General features: G+C 44.2%; 18 protein-coding genes and 2 pseudogenes. 3 read left to right on the top strand and 17 right to left on the bottom strand.

What is annotated here, in order from left to right:
- Positions 1-32: 32 nt before the first annotated feature.
- On the top strand, positions 33-806 hold the full coding sequence (locus BXY_RS13020; RefSeq protein ID WP_015532144.1) for an MjaI family restriction endonuclease: 774 nt from the start codon (positions 33-35) through the stop codon (positions 804-806).
- Between the two features lie 248 nt (positions 807-1,054).
- On the opposite strand, the gene BXY_RS13015 is transcribed toward BXY_RS13020, so the two are convergent.
- The 10 genes and pseudogenes from BXY_RS13015 to BXY_RS12970 all read right to left on the bottom strand — a co-directional run bounded on the left by BXY_RS13015 (position 1,055) and on the right by BXY_RS12970 (position 10,654).
- Positions 1,055-1,903 (bottom strand): DNA-methyltransferase, encoded by an 849-nt coding sequence (locus BXY_RS13015; RefSeq protein ID WP_015532142.1) that lies wholly within the window; start codon positions 1,901-1,903, stop codon positions 1,055-1,057.
- Positions 1,900-2,115 carry a helix-turn-helix transcriptional regulator gene (locus tag BXY_RS13010; protein ID WP_015532141.1) on the bottom strand — a complete coding sequence of 72 codons (216 nt, stop codon included), beginning with the start codon at positions 2,113-2,115 and terminating at the stop codon, positions 1,900-1,902. Before BXY_RS13010 ends, BXY_RS13015 begins: the two co-directional genes overlap by 4 nt.
- A 59-nt stretch (positions 2,116-2,174) precedes the next feature.
- A complete protein-coding gene (locus tag BXY_RS13005) occupies positions 2,175-3,707 on the bottom strand; it encodes a hypothetical protein (protein WP_015532140.1) in 1,533 nt (510 codons plus the stop codon).
- Positions 3,708-4,051: 344 nt separating this feature from the next.
- Positions 4,052-4,765: a hypothetical protein gene (locus BXY_RS13000; protein ID WP_015532139.1), complete on the bottom strand. Its 714-nt coding sequence runs from the start codon at positions 4,763-4,765 to the stop codon at positions 4,052-4,054.
- 28 nt (positions 4,766-4,793) lie between these two features.
- On the bottom strand, positions 4,794-5,174 hold the full coding sequence (locus tag BXY_RS12995; RefSeq protein ID WP_015532138.1) for a helix-turn-helix domain-containing protein: 381 nt from the start codon (positions 5,172-5,174) through the stop codon (positions 4,794-4,796).
- A 7-nt stretch (positions 5,175-5,181) separates the two neighbouring features.
- Positions 5,182-6,287: pseudogene (locus BXY_RS12990) on the bottom strand (tyrosine-type recombinase/integrase).
- A 31-nt stretch (positions 6,288-6,318) separates the two neighbouring features.
- Complete coding sequence (locus BXY_RS12985) at positions 6,319-7,140, bottom strand: helix-turn-helix domain-containing protein (RefSeq protein WP_208946921.1); 822 nt, start codon at positions 7,138-7,140, stop codon at positions 6,319-6,321.
- A gap of 239 nt (positions 7,141-7,379) precedes the next feature.
- A pseudogene (locus tag BXY_RS12980) lies at positions 7,380-9,272 on the bottom strand (tetratricopeptide repeat protein); the annotation flags it as partial.
- A gap of 136 nt (positions 9,273-9,408) precedes the next feature.
- Positions 9,409-9,936: a shikimate kinase gene (locus tag BXY_RS12975; protein WP_009039146.1), complete on the bottom strand. Its 528-nt coding sequence runs from the start codon at positions 9,934-9,936 to the stop codon at positions 9,409-9,411.
- A gap of 115 nt (positions 9,937-10,051) precedes the next feature.
- A complete protein-coding gene (locus tag BXY_RS12970) occupies positions 10,052-10,654 on the bottom strand; it encodes a nitroreductase family protein (protein ID WP_009039145.1) in 603 nt (200 codons plus the stop codon).
- Positions 10,655-10,793: 139 nt separating this feature from the next.
- Between BXY_RS12970 and BXY_RS12965 the strand changes: the two genes are divergently transcribed.
- Positions 10,794-11,429, top strand: a complete 636-nt coding sequence (locus BXY_RS12965) for a ribonuclease H1 domain-containing protein (protein WP_008024073.1) — start codon at positions 10,794-10,796, stop codon at positions 11,427-11,429.
- A 29-nt stretch (positions 11,430-11,458) separates the two neighbouring features.
- Positions 11,459-13,231: an ArnT family glycosyltransferase gene (locus BXY_RS12960; RefSeq protein WP_009039144.1), complete on the top strand. Its 1,773-nt coding sequence runs from the start codon at positions 11,459-11,461 to the stop codon at positions 13,229-13,231.
- Here the strand turns inward: BXY_RS12960 and BXY_RS12955 are convergent.
- The 7 genes from BXY_RS12955 to BXY_RS12925 form a co-directional block, all read right to left on the bottom strand.
- Positions 13,218-15,197, bottom strand: coding sequence for an LTA synthase family protein (locus BXY_RS12955; RefSeq protein WP_015532132.1), 1,980 nt, complete (start codon positions 15,195-15,197; stop codon positions 13,218-13,220). The two genes, BXY_RS12960 and BXY_RS12955, sit on opposite strands and share 14 nt — an antisense overlap.
- A gap of 46 nt (positions 15,198-15,243) precedes the next feature.
- Entirely contained in the window at positions 15,244-15,663 is a 420-nt protein-coding gene (locus BXY_RS12950) for a GtrA family protein (protein WP_004314482.1), read from the bottom strand.
- Entirely contained in the window at positions 15,647-16,603 is a 957-nt protein-coding gene (locus BXY_RS12945; RefSeq protein WP_004314479.1) for a glycosyltransferase family 2 protein, read from the bottom strand. Before BXY_RS12945 ends, BXY_RS12950 begins: the two co-directional genes overlap by 17 nt.
- Positions 16,600-17,403 (bottom strand): polysaccharide deacetylase family protein, encoded by an 804-nt coding sequence (locus tag BXY_RS12940; RefSeq protein WP_008642711.1) that lies wholly within the window; start codon positions 17,401-17,403, stop codon positions 16,600-16,602. Before BXY_RS12940 ends, BXY_RS12945 begins: the two co-directional genes overlap by 4 nt.
- A gap of 29 nt (positions 17,404-17,432) precedes the next feature.
- Positions 17,433-19,268 (bottom strand): ABC transporter ATP-binding protein, encoded by a 1,836-nt coding sequence (locus BXY_RS12935; protein WP_120144788.1) that lies wholly within the window; start codon positions 19,266-19,268, stop codon positions 17,433-17,435.
- Between the two features lie 120 nt (positions 19,269-19,388).
- Positions 19,389-20,513 carry an AAA family ATPase gene (locus BXY_RS12930; RefSeq protein WP_015532130.1) on the bottom strand — a complete coding sequence of 375 codons (1,125 nt, stop codon included), beginning with the start codon at positions 20,511-20,513 and terminating at the stop codon, positions 19,389-19,391.
- A gap of 81 nt (positions 20,514-20,594) precedes the next feature.
- Positions 20,595-22,679, bottom strand: a complete 2,085-nt coding sequence (locus BXY_RS12925) for a virulence-associated E family protein (RefSeq protein ID WP_015532129.1) — start codon at positions 22,677-22,679, stop codon at positions 20,595-20,597.
- Between the last annotated feature and the right edge of the window lie 121 nt (positions 22,680-22,800).

Below are 22,800 nucleotides of genomic sequence, written 5' to 3'. Positions count from 1 at the left end.
TTCGTTCCACTAACGCAAAATGGAATGAACTAATGTTAAACGACCCGTGGTCAGTTGGGTATGTATCAACACTCATTGAAACTGCAAATTGGAAAAATAAAGAAGAATGGGAGAATGCCTATTATGCAAGTGGACATACACGAAATCTGTATATTGAACAAAATGCAGCAAAATTGGGGTATTCAAAAGCTTTTTTTAATGATATAACAATACCTTATAATAAACAGAAATACTACGCTCTCAGTTGGGATGTAAAAAATATCAACACTCAAAAAGGGCGCACAAAAGAAGATTTAAGAGAAAAAGGGAAGATTTTATACGAAGCAGTTAAAAATAATGGTTATGGATTAACTCTTGATGAATGCGTTGAATGTGTAAGATTTCGCGTTATTTGTGAAACATGGAATGGAATTATTCTTCGAGAACATAACACAAAGGAAACTTTACTCAGAATTTTCCCAGAATTAACAATTAAGGAAACAGTTGGAGAGGTTGACCACACATATGCTGTTGATTTAGAAATATTCAGAGGAACTCAATTAATTTGCGGTGTTCAAGTAAAGCCTCAATCATATACTAAAAATGCCCCATATATTGTTAAGGCACGAAATGCAAATGCCATAAAATATGAACTTTATAAAGAGAAATTTGGTGTTCCTGTATTTATTGTCATATCAAATAGTAGGGGCAATATTCTTAATCAAGAGGTTCTAACCAAAATAAAACAATTAGTGAGGCAAATCCTTAAAATAAACGCCAAAAATCGCTTGTTCAAATCAAACAATTTTTGGCGTTTTTTTAAATAGCGAATTCAAAGAGAGAGCCCCTTTTATTCATTGGAAAATCGCTTAATTCTCTTTTTACATAATAATTGGATTCAAACTCCAATTCTCCTACTTCATTATTGAGAATAATATTTTTGAGATAATGGAATGTTAAATCAGTTTCTTGCTTTGTCATGACTTTACATTGCAAGTGGTTGTTGACATACTTCACATCCTTTCCTTGTCTGATTCTATCCTCCACAAAGGCTAAATGTTTGGTATATCTATCTCTAATAAGTGAATTGGCTTTTAAATACATCAATGGTATTCAATATTTCCTTAAGGAGGGGTTTGAGTAAGGAGTCAATCTCATAACCAATGCTATTCCGTTCACTAAGAATGGATGCAATCACAGTGGTTCCCAAACCCATAAATGGATCAAGTACAGTGTCGCCTTTTTGTGAATACATATTTATAAGGCGATAAGGAAGTTCAATTGGATAAGATGCATTGCGTTCTCTTGACGGGGCTTTATCAATAGTCTGCTTAACTCCTTTTATATCCCAGATGTCAGAAAACCAAATATTTCTCTCTTCCCAAAAGAAAGAGCTGCTTCTTCGCGCATCTTTATCTTCTGTTGTTTTATACACTCGCTTACCACCTTTTCTAAAAATAAGAATCCATTCATGTTCAAGGGTAACATATGCACCACATGGAAGCATACCGCTTCCCATAAATTTGTTTGGGGCATTGGTCGTTTTTTTCCATAAAATATTGGGAAGATTAATAAATCCTAACTTTTCACAAGCCAGAATAATTCTTGTATTATTATTGTATAGTGCAAATTCACTATTAATAGTTCGTGTTGCATCCCCGATATTAATGCACATAAAAGAACCATCTTTAAGCACTCTCCAACATTCAGACCATACTTTATCAAGTTCTTTATGCATTAACTCAAAAGCTGTTCTTGGCTTATTTTGTTTAAAAGCAGTTCTTATATCTGGATTTTGTGCAGCAAAAATATCATCCCACATCTCAATCATTGGATAAGGAGGGGATGTAACAATCATATCGATAGAATTATCACTAAGTTGGCTCATTTTTTGAGCCGTATTAAAATAAATAATGTGTTTCATTCCTTTGATACTTTTTTAGTTGAAACAAGAAGTTCCTTAATATCAATGTCTAATAAAGATGCAATTTTTGCCAATGTTATTAAATCGGGTTGTGTCGAATTGGAACACCAACGACTTATTGTAGTGACACTAACTCCTAATTGTTCAGCCAACCAACGTCCTGTTTTGTCTTTTTCCACAAGAACAATTTTAATTCGATTTAAACCATTCATTGCTTATTTGTTTAAGTATGCTGCAAAGTTATTAACTTATATCGTAATATACAAGAGTATTATATGCTAATATTATTTCTCTGCATCTGTTTAATTCTCCAATCATATTTTCCTTCCGCCACATCGCTAACCTCATTGAGTGTATGGCGATGTTTCATTTTGTCAAAAGGCTGTCGGCTCTCCGCATAACCGCAAAGCCATTCACCGACCGCTTTCTGCTGTTCGACTGTTTCCCCGTATTCCTGCATTACGCTCTTGATGTCGGCGGCTTCGGACGGGGCAAAGAATGACTTATGCCGCTCCGTGCCGAAATGGATAATTGCATCAATGGCTCGCTTAAAGACCTCGTTTGTCTTGTAGAGAATGTCGGCAAGCAAATTAAGAATATCCCGGCTCGCTTTCAGCGCATCCTGTAACAGGCGGATTGTCTTGTTTTTCTCCGCCGTGGCACGACTTACGGCAAAGTCAATGCGCTGCCGCTCGCCGTCCTTTTGCTCCTGAAGTTCCGTTACCGCCTTGTCCCTTTCAATGACAAGTGTACGGCTCTGCACCAAAGCCCTGTCACGTTCCGCTTCGGCTTCCTGTTTCTCCGTTGTCAAAACTTTTGTCAGTTCCTCCACCTTAGTTTTTACAACATTCGGAAAGGCTTTTCTGATACGTTCATTCTCGACTTTAAGTCTGGTGTTTTCTTTTTCGATTGCTGCGGATTTACCCACACCGACAAGGCTACTTACACTGTCCAATATGCTGTCCATTTTCGCCTTGCGCTCGTCTTTTAACTGACGTTCCTTTTCGGCAATGTTTTTGTCAAGGGATTGGCGGTATTTTTCTTTCGCCTTGTTCTCACCTTCGATGGTCTGCCGTTCCTTTTCGGCTTTCTCTTTGGCTGCAAGGGCTGCTTCCTTTTCGGCTTTAACCCGTTCCGTTTCCTTCTTCTGTTTGGCAAGGATGAAGTCCGTGCGCTCCAAATGTTCCTTGCCCGTCACCTCCTTTGAGGTGCCCCTTTCCATATCAAGACACTCAGCCAAAATGGTCTGCATCTCGCTCATGGCTTTCTCGTCCAGCTTGCAGGACTTGCCCGTTTCGTGGTTCATCCAGTCCCATACTATATGGGCGTGCAGGTTTGGCTTCCATGTGGCATTGTCGCCGGGTATTCCGTAGTGCCCCTCGTCCCGGTGGATGAACACCTGCAGGGCTGTAACACCCCAACGCTCTTTACACACCTCGCAGAAATTCCGCAACTGCTCCATCGTGGTATCTTCCTTGATTACCACCACGCCCTCCTTGAGCGGGGTGCTGCCACGGACTATGGTCACCTTGCCCGTCTTTTTGTTTACCCGTTCACGGTCTTTGGTCTGCATCGCCCGGCCTGTCTTTTCCTTGACCATTGCGGCTATCCGGTTGTATCGGTCGGTAAGCGTGGCCTCACCGAAATCAGGTGATACCCACGCCTCGTTTCCAGCCATGAGGTCTGTGCGGATGTAGAATTTCTCCTTGCGGATATTGGTAAGGTATTCCGCTGTCCGCCTGTTGTGTGCCTCGCTGCTGCCGATGTTGCACGGCTTGATGTTTACGGATGTTTTCTGTGCCATAGCTTGTCTGTTTTTTTTGAGTCTCACAAAACGGGTTATTAGGGCTGCGCCTTAATCAGAGGGTGTAGGGAGAGGGTCACTTCCTGCTTGGGGTTCTTAGGGGCAAAAGCCACTGAGCGGAGTTTCCAAAGAGAGGGTCACTCTTTGGTCGGGTTGCACAGGGCAGAAAGTCCTTGCCGGGTTCTTAGGACAGCGTCCTAAGTGGGACGGGGCAAAGCCCAGCCCCTCGGGAGAGCCCACAACTTCGGAGCTTGCGGAGAAGTTATAGTGGGCTATATCTGGGCAAGCCCAGTCTGTCAACGCAACGACAACGGAGTACCGCTGAAAAACGCCTGCTGCGCCTGTCATTTCCCTGTGCCAATGCCGGTATTATCTGCACCGCCAACCGTGCTGTCCTGTGCCTCTTTCAGGCTTCCTGTGGAATTATTGCCATGTAGCCCTTTGCCGTCGTCTGTGATATGCTGATTTCTTGTTCTGTATTCTGCATCCTGACTGCCGGATGCCACGGGCGAGCAAAGGGAAGAAGAAAGGGCGGCTGCTCCGCCTGTAATGCTGTACGTATCATGCCTTGCGCATTGGCAGTCGTCAGGTACGGTACACGGCTTATCCTTTAACGGTGCATCATTAGAGTATGGTGTCCGCACATTGTCACTTTGTCCTTTGGGAACAGCCGCAGGCCTGACATAATGGGGATTGGTCAGAAGGACACCATCCACATACCACCCTGTAAGGAAATGCAGGGCGTGGATGGAAGTGCGGTTGTTGGTTCGGGTGGTCAGCATACCGAGCCTGTTAAAGCTGTCTATGAGTTTGCCGACCGTCTTTCGGTTGCATTTCAGGTATTCCGCCATTTCCACATCGGAAGCTGCCGCCTGTCCCACCTCCAAGACAATCTCTATGCCCTTGATGCGGTAAACGGTCTTTGCCCTTACGGCGGCGGTCATCAGCCTGTGCAGGCATTTCTGCCTGAGAGCTGAAGACTTGCCGTCCAAAAGAAAATCCCACTGCCGGGCGGAGAGAATGGTGCAGTAATGTATAGTCTGTTCGTTCTTGCACATAATCTATGGTGTTATGGTGATACCGTGGTCACCTGTTGTTCTGTAATGAGCCGGGCTTGCGCTTTTTGCCGCTGCGCAATGCTTCGAGCCGTCTGTTGAAATCCTCCTCTCCGCCCGTTCCCGATGTCCCGCCCTGTTCAATCCACTGCATGACCTCATCCTCGAAGAAATAGAGCTTGTTGCCACGCTTGCGGTACGGTATGCGCTTTTCGGAAGTCATGGCATAGATGGTGGAAGCCGACTTGCCGAGCAGGGCGGCGACTTCATCAAGGGAAAGCAGGTTACGCCTGCCCGTGTCTTTCCCTGCCGCCTTGCATAGCACTTCGTCCACCTTTCCGGCAAGCTGTTCCACCCGTTCTATCAGGGTGGAGACAGCCTGTGGCAGTTGTTCAAATGTTATTCTTTCCATATGTAAGTCATTTTAGCGTTATCTGTTCCGATGCCTTGCGCTTCAGGTCGTTCACCACATCCGCATAAACCTGCGTTGTCGCCACGTTGCTGTGCGTAAGCATTTTCGAGATGGTGTAAAGGTCTGTTCCGGCTGCAAGCTGCAGGGTCGCGTAGGTATGGCGGAAGCAATGAAAGGTTATGTGCTTCGTAATCCCGGCAGACTTAATCCAGTCTTTGAGATACAAGGGAAGCAGGGCTTGTGTCATTCCCTTGAACACCTGCCCCGTGGAACGCTCGCCGCAGAGTGCGAGGGCTTCATCCGATAACGGCAAAACGGCTTCCGTCCGGGTTTTCTTGGTCACGATGTGCATACACCAGCCGCCATCCGCACCCCTGATGATGTTCTCCCACTGCAGGCGTATGATGTCGCTGATGCGCAGTCCGGTAAGGCAGGAGAACAGTGCCGCAGACTTTACGACAGGCTTTCCGCAGGGCGTGTGCGCAAGTTTCTTCACCTCGTCAAGCGTCAGGAACTCACGCCTTGTGCTGGCTTCCTTGGCGTGTTTCAGCCTCGGTGCGATGTTCTCCTTAATCCGCTTGTCCTCGTATGCCAGCCGCAGGACGCATTTCAGCTTGTTCAGGTTGTTGTTGGCGGTGGACGCCATCATCTTGGTGTGGGTCTGCGTGGTGAGCGACAGCATGTAGGTGAGGAAGCCCTGGCAGTATTCCACCGTCAGGTCGTCAAATGTGCAACTGCCGCCGCAATCTTCTCGAAGTGCTTGTAGGCGGCGTTCCAATTCCTGAAATTGTCATCGTCCGCCATTTTGGAGCGGAAGTATTCCAAGAAGCTCTCCTTGCCCCTGTTGCGGTCGAGGAAGCCGAACTCTTCGTTGATGATGGCCTCCGTCCTCCTGCACTTGATAAGCTCCGCATTGCGCAGCATGGTCTTGTTGAACTCCGCTTCAAACTTCTCTGTCGGGTTGGCATAGATGTAGATGCCGAGATATTCACGCCTTGTCAGCTTGCCCGTTTTCGGGTGCCTGACGGGTGGGTAGAAGTCAAGGTAGAGTGACAACTGCCCGTTCTTGATAGGTCGTTTCCTGACCGTCACTTTCGTACAAATGTTTGTCATATCGCTAATGTATTTGATTGGTTATAAATGCTTATTCTTCCCGTTTGGCTTTCGTGCTTGCGCTTTTCCGCTCCGCTTCCTTACGTGCCGCATCCCAGTCGGCTTTCAGGTAGTACAGGCGGTTGCCGTGTATGCGCTTCGTCCGTACCTCGTGCGTGAGGGCGAACCTGCGGACTTGCGTCTTGCCCAGCCCGAACAGCCGCATGATGTCGAAGCACGAATACCAATGCTCCGAAAGGTTGTTGCCCAGCCGCTCGTCCTCTTCCGCCATCGCCTTGTCAACCTCCGCTTTCGGGAAGCATTTGGTGGCATTGGCTTTGATGCACGGTATAGAGTACCGCATACGGAGGTTGTAGAACCGTCCGTAAGTATAATTGAACTTTTGGCATATCTCCGCCATCGTATAAAGGTCGCCGCCGACACTCTCCCTGTCCGTGAACGTGTCACGCACGGACTGTTTGTAGCTTGCCGCCGGAATGAGCCGCCGCTTTGTCGGACTGCCCTTTGTTCCTTTCTTTCCCTCTTGTCGGATGAGGGCTGTTTGCTCTTTTTCCTGTCTTTCTCCGTTCATTTTCTTCTTTGTCTTTTTCCCCTGCCTTGCGAATACAGAAAAGCTCCGCTTGCAGTAGGTTGTTTCCTTAATCATCAGGAAGAAATCCTCCTTGGTGATTAGCGTGATGTGGTATGTAATCCTGCAAGCCCGGAGCGTACCTTTATAAATCAGGTTATACACGGTACGGCTGCTCACTTGCAGAATGTCCGCCACCTCCCCAATGGTGAGGAACGGCTTGTCTGGCATATCCCGACCGAAGTCGGGCTGGCCTGTTAATTTGTGTTCATTCTGACGGTCCATCATCGAAGAAATTTAGTTGCACATTGTTGAACGCTGTTGCACGCTGCTGAAAGGAAATCGAACCGTGCGACCCCTCCTGCGAGGTACAACCGTGGTACAAAATTACTCCAATAAGGACTAAACGCCAATAGTCGAATTTTCCGTTTGTTAAAACATATTAGCTGAAAATCAAGTAATTGCAACGCTGTATTTTACAACTGCTTGCTTCCGTTTTGTCCTGCCTTTTTCCATGTGGAATACATAGCCTTTTTATTGTCTTCCAGACAGGGACCGCAACCAAAGAAATAATAGTCTCCCATCTTAAACTGGGCATAACCATAGTCCTGTTCAGCAGCTTTCATCATATATTCCACAGCCTTTTGCGGATTTTCTTCCACGCCATTGCCATTTTCATAAGCCAGGCCCAGCTCTGTCAGACAACGGGACTCTTCCTTCTCCGCTCCTTTGCCGAACCATTCGAGTGCCTTATCCCAGTCTTCTGCCGTTCCGATTCCTTCTTTATAACAGCGTCCCAGAGCAAAGATCGCATCATTATCATCCGCTTCTGCCGCCTTTGTATACCAAGCGAACGCCTCTTCCGGTTTTGCTTCACCAAGAACACCTTTTTCCATATAAAGACCAGAACGGAACATCGCATAAGGATAACCCTGTCCGGCAGCCCTACTAATCAGTTCAAATGCCTTTTCATAGTTCTTCTCCACCCCATCGCCATTCTCATACAAGAACGCCAGTTCTACAAGAGCAAAGCAGGAACCCAGTTCGGCTGCTTTTTCATAACATTCTCTCGACTTATCAGCATCTTTTACACCGCTGTATCCATTAGCCAGGTAAAGCGCCATCCGACAATATCCGTCGGCATTGTTCAGCGAAGCTGCCTTTTCATAATACTCTAACGCCTTCACATAATCCGGTTGTTCAGACAAGAAGCCACGCTCATACATCCAGCCTAGACGATAAGCTGCATTTCCCGAACCCAGTTCAATAGCCTTCTCCAACAATTCTTTCGCACGATTCATGTCCTCTTCCACCAATTCACCGTTGAAATAGATATTAGCCAGTCCTTCTATACCTTGTATATAGTTATCTTCCACGCAACGGTTCAGACACATCAGTCCGCGTTCCACGTTCTTATATTCATCATTATACAGGTAGATCAGCGCCAGTTCATACGCACTGTAAGATTCACAATAAAGCATCCCCTTTTCCAGCCATTCAATAGCTTTCGGCATATCCAGCCATTCTTCTTCCTGATAATTATATCCCAGGAAGTTAGCGGCAGACCACACACCTGCATGCCAGGCTTTTTCCCAAAGTTCAAAGCCCAGTTCTTTCGGTTTATTCAGTTCCGGATAACGGAAATAAAGGGTAGCCAGATTTTTAAGACTATAAAGATTGGGAACTATCTCCAGAGACTTTTCGTAGTAAGCAGCTTCCTCTGCCACACTGCCTTCCGCCCTGTCGAGCGCGTCTCCCAGTGCTGCATATACATGAGCACGCAAACGTTCTCCTTCAGGCAGTTCGGCAAGCAGGTCATTCCGTATCTGCAACGCCTTCGCTTTATCTCCTGTAAATTCTTCGACAAAAGCACGATAATGTTTTCCCCATAAAATAGCTTCGGGAGAAGTGAGAGCGGCAAAACGTCGTTCGCCCTCTTCTTTATTTTGCTCGCAATAGAATCCCATGTATCGCCAATAGGCAACAGTTGCTTCCGCTTCAGCCCAACCCATATCGGCAGCCTTTTCGTAATACGGAAACAAATAACTCATATCCCGCTTTCCATAACGGGCTTCAGAATATTGCGCACCCTTCTGTGCCCATCCCGCACCGCTAAACACAGCTACACGGTCGCATACCTGCATTACCTTCTCCCACCAGAATTCATATTCTTCTGCGTTGAGATCGACCTCTACGTTACAGTCAAAAGCACTGAATATCAGTTCAAAAAAATCTTCTGTTAATTTCTCGTCTTCTTTTGTGTCCAAAGCATATTCACATACAGCCAATGCTTCCCACCAATTTTCCGCATTTAATAATGAGGCCGGTGTATACTGTGGAAACCATGTCCTTGCAGGCTGTCCGGACGCTTTTATTCTAGCGGATAACTCTCCAAATTTCTCTTTTAAAATTTTCATGATATAGACTTTACCTTAATTTTGTGTTATTAGTCAATAAAAAAAATCTCATAACGAGTGCAAGGTACTAATATTGACTGAATGAACAATAAAGAGTATCAAAAAAATAAAGTCTGATATACAATTTAGGCACAGATTATAATCCAAGAAGTTGTTGCAAACGTTGCACCGATGTTTCAATCTGCCAACGGTCTTCCAATTCGTCTGCATTAAAGATATATTGTGCCTGGTGATAAAAAGGTGCGCGTTTCTCAAGCGCCTGAACGATGAACGCTTTCAGTTCGTCATCCTCTTTCCCCTGAAGAATAGGGCGTTGCTGTTTAGCCACACGCAAGCGTCTGAACAGCACATCCGGATGCACATCGAGAAAAACCGTCTTTCCGGTCCGGTTCATAAATTCCATATTATCAAAAAAACAAGGCGCTCCACCTCCCGTCGAAATTACCACATTCTCAAACTCGGCTACTTCATGAAGCATATTCCGCTCCAGTTCCCTGAATCCTGTTTCGCCTCGTTCAGTGAATAATTCTCCAACGGTTTTGTGAAAACGCTCTTCGATATACCAGTCCAGATCAACGAACGGTATATTCATTTGCCGGGCAAATGCTTTACCCAACGTCGTTTTTCCGGCACCCATATAGCCGGTAAGAAAGATACGAACCATAAATGACTAATTTTGCTCACAAAATTAATCATTTAATGAAGAATGAAGAATGAAGAATGAAGAATTTTAGCCATTATGCCATCCAATTCTTCATTATTCATTCTTCATTCCCGATTTATTTAAAGATTCTCACCCGTTCTTCAAGCGGCTGAAATTCTTTTTCACCCGGTTTGCCAATAGGAAGTCCGAACGGCATTTCCGCAATCAGATGCCAATGTTCCGGCAAGTTCCATGCACGGCGCACTTCTTCATCAATCAACGGGTTATAGTGTTGCAGCGATGCTCCGAAACCTACATCCTCAAGCATCACCCAGATAGCCAGCTGGTGCATGGCAGAAGTCTGCAATGACCATCCCGGGAAGTTCTCCTGATAAGACGGGAAAGCCTCCTGAAGTCCTTTCACTACTTTTTGATCCTCAAAGAACAGTACAGTTCCGTAGCCACAGGCAAAGGAATGATCTATCTTCTCTTCTGTCTTTACAAAAGCTTCAGCCGGTACAATCTTCTTCAATGTATCTTTCACGATCTGCCACAGTTTCTTATGAGATTCTCCCAACAGGAGCACCACACGTGTAGTCTGTGAATTGAATGCTGACGGTACGTGACGCACGGTCATATTAACGATACATTCGATCTCCTGATCGGATATAGGTGACTGATTAGTAATTGAATAGTAAGTCCGACGTTGTTTCAAAGCTTCACTAAAAGATCTTTCCATCATAGTTCCTTTCTTATTTTATATTCTTAAAACTCTCTTTTTTTTATAACAAGTATCCCCCCTAACTTGTTCAGTTAGAGAATATATTTGTACCTTCGCAGCGTCAATTCATTGACTATCTAAATTTATCGTCAGAAAAATGGCAAAACAAAAATTTTATGTCGTATGGGAAGGCGTCACACCCGGGATTTACACTTCCTGGACAGACTGCCAGCTTCAAATCAAAGGATACGAAGCTGCCAAATACAAATCATTCGATACGCGCGAAGAAGCGGAACGCGCGCTGACAATGTCTCCATACGCTTATATCGGCAAAAACGCAAAGTCTAAATCAGGAGGTTCCAAACCTTCGTCAGATACTTTACCCTCTTGCGTGATCGACAACAGCCTGGCAGTCGACGCAGCCTGTAGCGGTAATCCGGGACCGATGGAGTATCGTGGAGTACACATTGCCAGCCGGCAGGAAATTTTTCATTTCGGCCCGATGAAAGGCACGAATAATATCGGCGAATTTCTAGCCATCGTACACGGGTTGGCGTTGTTGAAGAACAAAGGTTTCGACATGCCTATTTACAGTGATAGCGCCAATGCGATCAGCTGGGTACGGCAGAAGAAGTGCAAAACCAAGCTCCCCCGCACTCCGGAAACGGAAGAACTGTTTTTATTGATCGAACGGGCAGAAAAATGGTTGCGGGAAAATACATATACCACTCGTATCCTGAAATGGGAAACGAAAGAATGGGGAGAAATTCCGGCCGACTTCGGCAGAAAATAAAAGAACATAAATTTCAATCATAAGAAAAGATGAAAACATTGACTTCAAACAAAGCTTTCTGGCTGTTATTAGTCATTTGCGTAGTTACTATCCTGCCTTTCCTCGGCTTGTCGGAATACCACACGAAAGGTGAGCCTCGCGAAGCTATTGTTTCCTATTCCATGCTGGATAGCGGAAACTGGATCTTACCCAGAAACAACGGAGGAGAAATGGCTTATAAACCGCCTTTCTTCCATTGGAGCATCGCTGCTGTATCAGCAGTAGTGAACGGAGGGCAAGTCACAGAAATGACCTCCCGCCTGCCGTCCGCCATCGCCTTGATTGCCATGACTCTCTGCGGCTTTCTGTTCTTTGCCAAAAGAAAAGGAGTGCAACTGGCGTTATTGGCCGCCTTTATTACCCTGACTAATTTCGAATTACACCGGGCCGGAGCCAACTGCCGGGTGGACATGGTATTGACAGCGCTCACCGTTGGCGCTCTATATTGTCTCTACAGATGGTATGAGAAGGGGCTTAAAGGTATTCCCTGGCTGGCCATTCTCCTGATGAGTTGCGGAACACTGACTAAAGGACCGGTAGGTACTATCATTCCATGCTTAGTTGTAGGCATATTCTTGTTACTCCGGGGTGTCAACTTCTTCAAGGCATTCCTGCTACTTTCCGCCTGGGCTATCCTTTCTCTCATCCTGCCTATCTGCTGGTACGTAGCTGCTTACCAACAAGGTGGAGAAGAATTCATCGCATTAGTGATGGAGGAAAACCTCGGTCGCATGACCAATACCATGAGCTATAATTCATGCGTGAACCCCTGGCACTATAATTTCGTGACCTTGTTTGCCGGATATGTTCCCTGGACACTGTTAGTCGTACTTTCCCTGTTCAGCCTGACTTACCATAAATTCAATATCCAGCCTGCCGCTTGGTGGAAACGTTTCACTGCTTGGATAAAGAATATGGATCCGGTGGATTTATTCTCTTTCACCAGTATTGTCGTCATCTTCGTTTTCTACTGCATTCCGCAGAGCAAACGCAGCGTCTATCTGATGCCTATCTATCCTTTCATTGCTTATTTCCTTGCCAAATATCTATTTTATCTGGTCAAGAAGCAATCCAAAGTCATCAAAGTATATGGAAGTATTCTTGCGGTAATCAGCCTGTTGCTGTTCACTTGCTTCATTGTATTAAAATGCGGGCTCATCCCTGAAACAATCTTCCACGGCCGTCACGCACAGGACAACATTAATTTCATGCGCGCCATACAAAATATCAGCGGTGCAGGAGCCTTGTTGCTGATTGCCGTTCCTACCGTCCTCGGTATCTACTGGTGGTTCTATCAACGGAAACATGCATTGAGCAACCGCTTCCTGTATGCCCTCGTCGTGCTTACCATGGGATTATACCTTGCATTAGACGGTGCTTATCAGCCGGCAGCATTAAATTCGAAATCCGTCAAATTCGTCGCTGCAGAGATCGAAAAGATTGCGCCGGAAAGCGAAGGGACTATGTACGAATTCATTGAAGAAAGTCTGCATGCAGCAGGTGACCCTGTACATTACTTCGAGATTAATTTCTACCTGCATAACCGTCTCGACAACTTCTACCAAAAACGTCCTGCCAAAGGTTTCTTGTTGATCGGCACCAATGACGCAGAGAAATATCTTCCTGAATTTGAGAAAGAGGGGTATCAGTTCGAACAGGTTTACGAATCTCCTAAACGAGTGCTCCGGCAAATAGCCAAAGTATACAAGTTCGTTAAAAACGAACAGCCTGAAAAAACCGAAACTACTCCTATTGTTGAGTAACAGGGACAGAATTTACCGTTTTTCCATGCTTCACAAGGAACTCTGCCGATTGGAGCATGGAAAAACTATATTCTTTTAAAGGCAAAAAGCGATCATCCATCGGAACGGCTTTCAATTTGCCATTGTCTATATGATAAGTAAATTCCTGCTGCGTCTCGTAATTATAAAGATACAATAACGTATCATTGCGTCCCACAATCATATTGTCGGCAGTATAAAACATACAGGGACGTTCTTCTTTCAGCAAATCCACTCCAAAATTATTCTGTAGATAATCAATATTCAACAGCCCCAATATCGTAGGCTGTATATCTACCTGACCTCCAAAAGTGTTTTTCTCTTCCGGATGAATACGGCTGGAGTAAATCATCAGCGGGATATGGTTATAAGATTCCGGCAGCTCACATTCGGCGTCTCCCACCAATTTGCCATGATCTCCTTCCAACACAAATATCGTATTATCAAACCAGGGCTGTTTACGTGCCTCTTCAAAAAACTTACGCAAAGCCCAATCCGCGTACTCAACAATCTGCGTCTCGGGTTCACTCGTTTTCGGATGGAAGAAAGGAGGTATCACATACGGCGGATGATTGCTGATGGACAGCAAAGTAGCAAAGAAAGGCTCTCCGGTGGCAGCCCGCTGATTCAATACCGGAATTGCATAGTCATACAGGAAATCATCCTGTACTCCGAAGCTATTCACAACCTTATCAGCCGGATAATTTTCTTGTGAGAACACTTCATCATAGCCGTTTGTCCGGAAAAAAGCGTTCATATTATCATACTGCCCTTCGTGCGTCATAAAGAAAAGGTTATAATAACCGTTTTCTTTCAGGACAGTAGGCAGTCCCGAATAGCGGGGAATGACAGAGCCTTTCATGAGGTTTCGTTTCATCATCGCCGGGAAAGAATATAAGGTGGCATACAAACCATGATTCGTATGGATTCCTGCCGAATAGAAATTACGGAAGCTAATAGAACGGGTATACAGACTATCCAGAAAAGGAGTCAGCGTCTCTGATTGCCCGAAATGCTTCATCAGTTTACTGGACATGGATTCCATCATAATCAGTACAACATTGGGGCGACCTTGCTGCACACTATCTGCTTTTGAAGCATGTCTGTACACAGCCAACGGTGAGACAGCTACCTCTCCCTGACGGTTGAGCAGAGCTTGCGCCTTAGTTATGGCTTCCTGCTCATCCATCAGATGCAAGTATTTATTTTCAGGACGCATATCATCCATCACACTCGTCAACAGATTAAAAGTCGGACTTACTCCCAATTGATTCAGAAAAGCATCCTGACAGAAATATGCCGCACTCACTTTGATCGGATTATAACCTGTACGCCCCCGAATTCCAAAGATGCAGAGACCGATCAGACAAGCTCCGACCAGAACCACAACTCCTCTCTTCCAAAATGGGAACGAAGCGGAAATAGTAAGGCTACGACGATGGAAATAACGCGACAGACAGACAAGCCATACTATGAACCCGGCCAAGAAGAGCAGGAATAATCCGATGGACAAGTAATAGGCACTTTCTCCCAATATCATTCCGGCGGTAGTTCCTGCATAACCGAACCATTCGAATATAGAAGAATTGATATGCTTAAAGAAATAGGCAAAGTAGGGTATGTCCGACGCACTGATTAAATAGACCAGTCCATAAAACACACTGAAAAAGATTGTGAAGAAACGGAACAATGCTTTCCCATAGTAGTTGCAGACTCCACACACCACCGCAATTGTCAGCGGCAACAAAAGTATGTAACAACCGATCACATTATCAAACCAGACACCATGCACAAAAGCAAGCATTGAAAGGCTCTTATCCGACAAGGCTTCAGAAGTCAATTGATGATAGGATGAGATAAAAAGTACCAGGCGAAACAGTCCTGCGATCAGCAAAGCCGAAACATGTATCGTAAGTATATATACAATAAGATTTAGAAAACGTTTCATAATAGCCTTTTCTTTTTATGAATTAAATGAAAGAGATTTAATAAAATTATTTTCTCCCTTTGTAGATATAAACGAAATGAAGAATTAGGAAATTGATAGGTACTACAATTATCATCACCAGTATCGGCGCCAGAAGTTCGCCTGCCCCTATCCAAAGGAAGAGATTCAATAAACCAATCTCAAGCAGATAATTAATCAGATGACTAAAGCCAAACCCAACCGCATTGCGAGACGAGGGCTTGGAACGAAAAGTAAAAAAGGTAGTCAGGAAATAATTGCAAATAAATCCGACGGCATAACCTGCCGTAAAAGAGATATTGGCGTTTGCAACCAGTAAAACCAGACAATACACTCCGTAATGAATAGCCGAGGATACAGTGCCAACAACTCCGAAACGAACGAATTGCCAGAACTTATCCCGCCAGTCCGGATGCCTGTCAAATATAGCTTTACTTATCTTGGTCATCGTATAGTACTTCTTCCACATTATAGAGCGGACGACGTTTTACTTCTTTATAGATTTTCCCAATATACAACCCGACAGCTCCTATTGACATTAGAACAATTCCACCGACAAACCAGACAGACAACATCAAAGATGCCCAGCCATGCTCTGCCGTACCCGAAATTAAAGAATACAATACATAAATTCCTATCAGTATACTGATAAAAACAAATATAATTCCCAGATAAACAATACCGTAAATAGGCTTCACCGAGAAAGAGGTTATTCCGTCCAAGGCCAGGCTGAACATCTTTCTTACTGTATATTTGGAGGTTCCGGCTGTCCGTTCCCGGATTACGTCATCTACCGTAGTAGAAGGAAAACCCAGCAATGGGATAATACCACGCAAATAGACATTACGTTCTTGATAATGAGACAGCTGTTCCAGTACTCTCCTACTCAAAAAACGGAAATCCGCATGATTGTAGATTGTCTCTACTCCCATCCGGTGCTGTAATTTATAAAAAGCGGTTGCGGAAAGACGTTTCAGCATCGGATCTGCCTGGCGGGATACTTTCACCCCGTATACGACATCATATCCTTGTGTATAAGCATCGATCATCTCCTCAATCGCATTCAGGTCATCCTGCAAATCGGCATCAATGGTAATAACGGCATCACTCCAGTCTTTAGCGGTCATCATACCGGCCATGATGGCATACTGATGTCCTACGTTGCGAGCCAGGTTCATTCCTTTTATATATGGATTCGTCCGGTGCAATTGTTTAATAATGCTCCATGTACGATCTTTACTGCCATCATTCACAAAGAGCACAAAACTGTCGGCGCTGATCTTTTTTTTCGCCACCAAGTCATCAAACAAAGCTGTCAAACGGGTGGTTGACTCTTCCAACACTTCCTCCTCATTATAACAGGGGGATACAATAGCCAATTTAATCATTTTTCGTCCGGTTTATTTAGTTCAGCCAGTTTTATCTGCGCAAACTCCGAGTAAGTCATAAAAGGGTAGCCTTTTTCTTTCAGGTTGCGGATAAGCATATCCAAACGTTCCTCCATTCCTTTACCGGAATGGTTGCGGATGATAAAAGGCATTTTAAATTCAGGGTGTTCACCCAACGGATAAAACTCCCATGGGTGGAAATAGGTCACAAAATATCCGTCATGTTTCAACACCCGGTTTACCAGGCTTTGATAAAGCCACATCGGCAGATTATGACAAGACAACCAAAATAGTGGGAAACGAATCCATGGAGTTACAGAAGCCGGGATTTGAAGTAGTTTGCCTATCATAAAGCAGGTACGCGGCTCTGATAAATGCATATATCTTCCGGGGATAAATGCGGGATTCAGTGAGGAGTTGTACACATACCCCATTCGTTCAAGTTCCGTATCTGATACGGGAAACATACGCGGTTGGCGATAGCCTTCTATCGTTCTGCCGGTAAGACGCTCCAGGATTTCTTTTGAACGGCTGACATCGGAAGCCTGCGGCTGCCAATGGTCACATCCATGCGCAGCCACTTCATGTCCTTCGTCCATAATACGCCGCATCACCTCCGGCGCATTTTCTGCAAAATTGCTTGTACAGAAGAAGGTGGCTTTCACCCCGTTTTTTTTCAGGCAGTCCAGTATCCGGTTCGTACCATAGACTGATACTTTCATCGCTTCATCCAACGGAAAGTCTACGCCATGTTCACGAGGTACATCAAATTCTTCTGTATCAAAACTTAATAATATCATTGCATTATCAAAAAATTACAATTGCCGCATTACAGTTGTTGCATATCATGCAGGCGTTTGTAATAGCCGTTTAATTCTATAAGTTCCTCATGCTTACCACGTTCTACAATTTCTCCTTCATACAACACGCAGATTTCATCTGCATTCTTAATAGTAGAAAGACGGTGGGCAATAGCAATCGTTGTACGTGTTTTCATCAAACGTTCCAACGCTTCCTGCACGAGACGTTCTGATTCGGTATCCAATGCAGAAGTAGCCTCATCGAGAATCAGAATCGGAGGGTTCTTCAGGATGGCACGGGCGATACTGATACGCTGGCGCTGACCACCGGACAGTTTTCCACCACGGTCACCGATATTCATGTTATATCCTTCCGGTTTCTCCATAATGAAGTCATGTGCATTGGCAATCTTTGCTGCCTCTACCACTTGTTCCATTGTCGCATTCTCCACACCAAAAGCAATGTTATTGAAGAATGTATCATTAAACAAAATAGCTTCCTGATTTACATTACCAATCAGACTACGCAAATCAGCAATACGCACGTCGCGGATGCTCGTTCCGTCAATGGTAATATCACCTTCCTGTACATCATGGTAACGTGGCAACAAATCGACTAAGGTAGATTTACCGGAACCTGACTGTCCAACCAGTGCAATCGTTTTTCCTTTGGGAACTGTCAAATTTACATGTTTCAGTACCTCTCTCTTACCATCGTAGCTGAAAGAGATATCTTTAAATTCAATCTTGTCATTCAAACCTTTCAACGGTTTCGGATTCGGAATCTCCTTAATCTTATTCTCTGCTTTCAGGATTTTATCAACACGTTCCATAGAAGCCAAACCTTTCGGAATGTTATATCCTGCTTTAGCAAAGTCTTTCAACGGATTGATTACACTATACAGGATAACCATATAGAAGATAAATGTCGGAGCATCGATGGTTGCATTCTGTCCCAAAATCAATGTACCACCAAACCACAGTACGGCTACAATCAGAATGGTTCCCAAAAACTCACTCATCGGATGTGCCATAGCCTGACGTATAGCAACCTTGTTTGTTGCATCCCGAAGTTCGTTACTACATTTGGTGAAGCGGTTAATCATTTTATCTTCCGCAATAAAAGCCTTGATGATGCGCAAACCTCCCAGTGTTTCTTCCAATTGCGACATCGTATCACTCCACTTTGCCTGTGCTTCCAGTGACTGGCGTTTCAGTTTTCTTCCGACCACTCCCATCAACCAACCCATTCCCGGCAATACAATAATAGTAAAAAGAGTCAACTGCCAACTAACGGTGACCAATGTCACGAAATATATAATAATCAGGATTGGACTCTTCATCAACATATCCAAAGAACTAGTAATGGAGTTTTCAACCTCTCCCACGTCACCACTCATACGGGCTATGATATCCCCCTTTCTTTCTTCAGAGAAAAAAGACATTGGCAGACGCATAACCTTAGCATATACCATAATACGAATATCACGTACCACTCCTGTACGCAATGGAATCATCACAGCTGAAGAAGCAAAGTAACAACCGGTTTTAAACAATGTCATCACCATCAGGAACAATCCCAAGAAAATAAGAGCCACAGTGGGACCATTATCCACTATCATTTGAGATATGTAATAATAGAAGTTATTCTTGGCAACATCTGCTAAATCACCACTACCCCATTCCATAAAATGGTATACTTTATCCGCTCCTTCTGTTTTAAACAGAATACTCAAAATAGGAATCAAAAAAGTAAATGAGAACACGTTGAATACAGCAGACAAAATATTCAGCAAAATAGCCCAGCCGATATACTTCTTATAAGGCGACACGAAACGTCGCATTAGTTGTAGAAATTCCTTCATTATTTACCATTAAAAAAGTTAAGACCGCAAAGATACAATAAAACTGATTAACAGACAGTAGTTTCAGCTAATTATTAACGCGATTTATCGAAAAGCACGTTTCAACAAACAAAAAACGACTCAATAATTCTCTTTCAACCAAATACCCAAGAAACGATCATATATTTGATACACTCCCTTTTCCTGGGTCACAAAATCCTTTTCCAGTAACCCTTTCAATGCTGACTGCACAGAACTGGCTGAAGCCAGTCTGTATTTCTTTATGAAAGCACCGGAAGTGATAGCTTTCGCTTTTCCCTCTTTAGTGATAGCAATCAGTAACTCCTTTTGCTTTTCCGGCAAACGAAAAAGGATTTCCGAATAAGTATATCTGAACGAATCAATAATCTGCCGAATGGCCTCTGACACCATTTCCACTTTACAGACTCCGTGCTCCGGGGTCATATCATAAAGTGTATTCAATACTTTTTGTATATACCATGTGACTCCTTCAAACTGTTGATAAACTGTGGTAACAGCACTTTCTTCCATTTCTTTGCCTGCACGTTTGAAATGCATACATGCAAAACGCATGTATTCTTCTAAAGGAATACTTTCCAAATGCATCATTGACACACTTTGATAAAAAGGTCTGGAAGGCGTCAAAAACATATTCCCCATCACATGACGCTGGCTCCCGGCAAAAATAAAACGCGCATTATTACAATGCTGCACATAAGTCCGGAGAGTAGCCTCTACATTTTTCTCTGCATACCCGGTAATCTGCTGAAATTCATCAATGGCAATCAAACAAGGCTTATCCGCTTGCTCTAAATACCGGAAAATTTCATCGAGCGTAGTAGCCGGAGCTTGTATATCTCCTAATCCCAAATTCAAAGAAGGCATACCATTCACATCAAAAGAGATACTGGCCTGCAAAGATTTCACACATTCCCAAAAACCATGCAAAGCTTTCTTCCCTATAGGTTTCAGTACTTCCAAAATCTCTTTACTAAGTGCAAATACCAAGTCGCGCAATGACCGGCTGTCATATATATCAATAAAGAAGGTGTAATAGTCCTGCTTAATTTCAGGAAACTGAAAGCAATGACGGATCAGCCCCGTCTTTCCCATTCGTCGGGTAGAGACAAGAGCCAGGTTATTCCCATTCATCACTTCGCGTACCAACTGTTCGCTTTCCTGCTGACGGTCACAAAAATAATCAGCAGACACATATCCACTTGTTATAAAAGGATTTCTTATCATAGTCTTCGTATATCTCACGTTATTACGCAAAGATAATTATTATAAAATAATAAAATGCACATCTCGTGCATTATTTCATCATCACCCTTGCCCAACAGCCACCACATGATAATAAACTCCGCGTGTTTTCCTGAATGACTTTACTCCCAGCTTCTGCAAAATACGCCCGAAATAATTAACCTGTCCGGAAGAAATCTTCATTTTACTTGCCTTTTGTATCCGCTGAAGTATATCTGCAGCAAGTAACCATTCTCCCTCTTCTTCCTCTTCCGCTACCCGGTAATACACCTGGAACAACTGCTCGATTGCCGGCGACTGCTCAAACTCCCGGTTCGCCTCCGTCATAATAGCCTCTTCCTTCTCATCAAACCAGTAGCGTTCATTACTACGCAGCAGTGCCATTGCCTGCGCATACAATTGTTCATAATCAATAGGGCGGACCACATCAATCACTCCAGTCACCTCAACACCGATAAAACGGCGACTACCGGAAGTATCCGTCAGCAAATCTTTATGATTACTCGTTCCTATAAAAGAGGCATACCGACGCAATTCCTCCACAGCCGAAGCATTCGGACGTCGTGTGTTGACAACGGGCTTTTGCAGAATATGCTTGAGGAAAGACTGCTGATTGATGCCAATCTGATCGAACTCATCCATATTAATCAATAAAAAGCGATTCAAGTATAACTCGGCATCCCGCTTCCGGCTGAAATCAATGCTATCCGTATAATAAGCCTGCAAGCATGGAGGCAAAATCAACCGGCAGAATGTAGACTTACGATAAGCCTGTGGACCTATCAATATAGGAGAAGTGCTATTTGCATGATTCTTTCCCATTCCACGCCAATGCGCTATCATACTAAGAAACCAACGACGAAACAATTGCGCCCAATGAGGATGATCGCAAGGAACTCGCTTGGCAAGATCGCCGATATGATCCTTACCATCCCAATGAGGAAGGTCATAAAGAAATTCCTCGATAGGCTGATAAACCGGCACATGATCCGAATTCAGGTAACGTACCACGTCTTTATCCCACAGCTTAAGCCCTTCATAATGTGCATTCATTGCAATACTTGCCATCAACCGTTTATCCACCGGATGAAAATAAAAATTAAAGCTGTTCCGTTCACGACATTCCACTTGTGATGTCAACTGGTTGAAACGAAAATCATAACGCCGTTTCATAAACTCATCCATCTGCATGACAAATAATTGTTCCGGCAACAGACTACTTTTACTCGCAAACCCTTCACAAGTGCGGTATACATTTCGCACGGTTCCTCGAACCAATGTATCGTCCTTCGGCAAGCGATAATGAGCGCGAGACCATCGCACTGTATCTTCCTCCGGAATACCGGCACGGAAACAATGTCCTGCGAGGTTAATCAATAGCGATTGTTTGTCTCCTTCCGGTTGATAATCAGTCTCTTCATCCAACGCACGTGCAAAAGCAGCTTCGAAAAGGACAGAAAGCGCATTACACTTTTCATATCCCGGTGCAAGCCGTTGCAACGGTGAAGTTTCCGTTTGCACCCGTTCGCGGTAAGTCACCTCACCCGGCATAGCCGCAGGCTGCTTCATATAAATAGGCATTGCTTCGGGATTAAAATACAAGTGCGGGTCAAAAGTTAAACGACAATATTGCTCCAACGAAGGTACTTTCAGCTCGATATCATAAGGAAGTTGTGGCTGATAAAATTTCACTGCCAACCGATAGGCATGCGCATGAAAAAGCTCCGCTTCTTCACTAGTTGTCGGCAAACGATCATTGGGATAAGTAAAGCGTACCCATACTTTCACGGACTTTCCGGAAGAACCGGTGAAAGCTAAGTAAGTCTGCGGAAGCTCCTTTACCCGTTCTTTCACTTCATCCGCTTCCATACGTCCGGACAAGTTGTTGACCTGAATCATCACAATTCCATTGTATTCACTCATCGTCGTCATGCCGCCTTTGCGAAAAAAGGCGGCTGCAGGTATCAGCTTCGGCACTTTCTGTACATAGTCATTTTTATCACCCGGAAGCATAAAAGGCAGGACTTCTCTCATTTTTGAGACAGGCTGTGTTTTGGTTTCCACTTTCATTTGCTCCACGAGCTGTTCAATTCTTAACGTACGCATAGTGTTCACCTTGCCATCGTCTCTTACCAGTGTTATTCTCATTACTTTATTTATTTGTCCTGCATGTGTTTTGTAGGGCGATTATTACGACACAAATATACTGTAAATATTCCACACAAACAACTTTTCAGAGAATACTTATTTCATCTTTCTACTAGAAAAG

The sequence above is a fragment of the Bacteroides xylanisolvens XB1A genome (assembly GCF_000210075.1).
Taxonomy (GTDB): domain Bacteria; phylum Bacteroidota; class Bacteroidia; order Bacteroidales; family Bacteroidaceae; genus Bacteroides; species Bacteroides xylanisolvens.
Note: the sequence above shows the minus strand (reverse complement) of the source record. Positions and strands in the feature narration are given on the sequence as shown.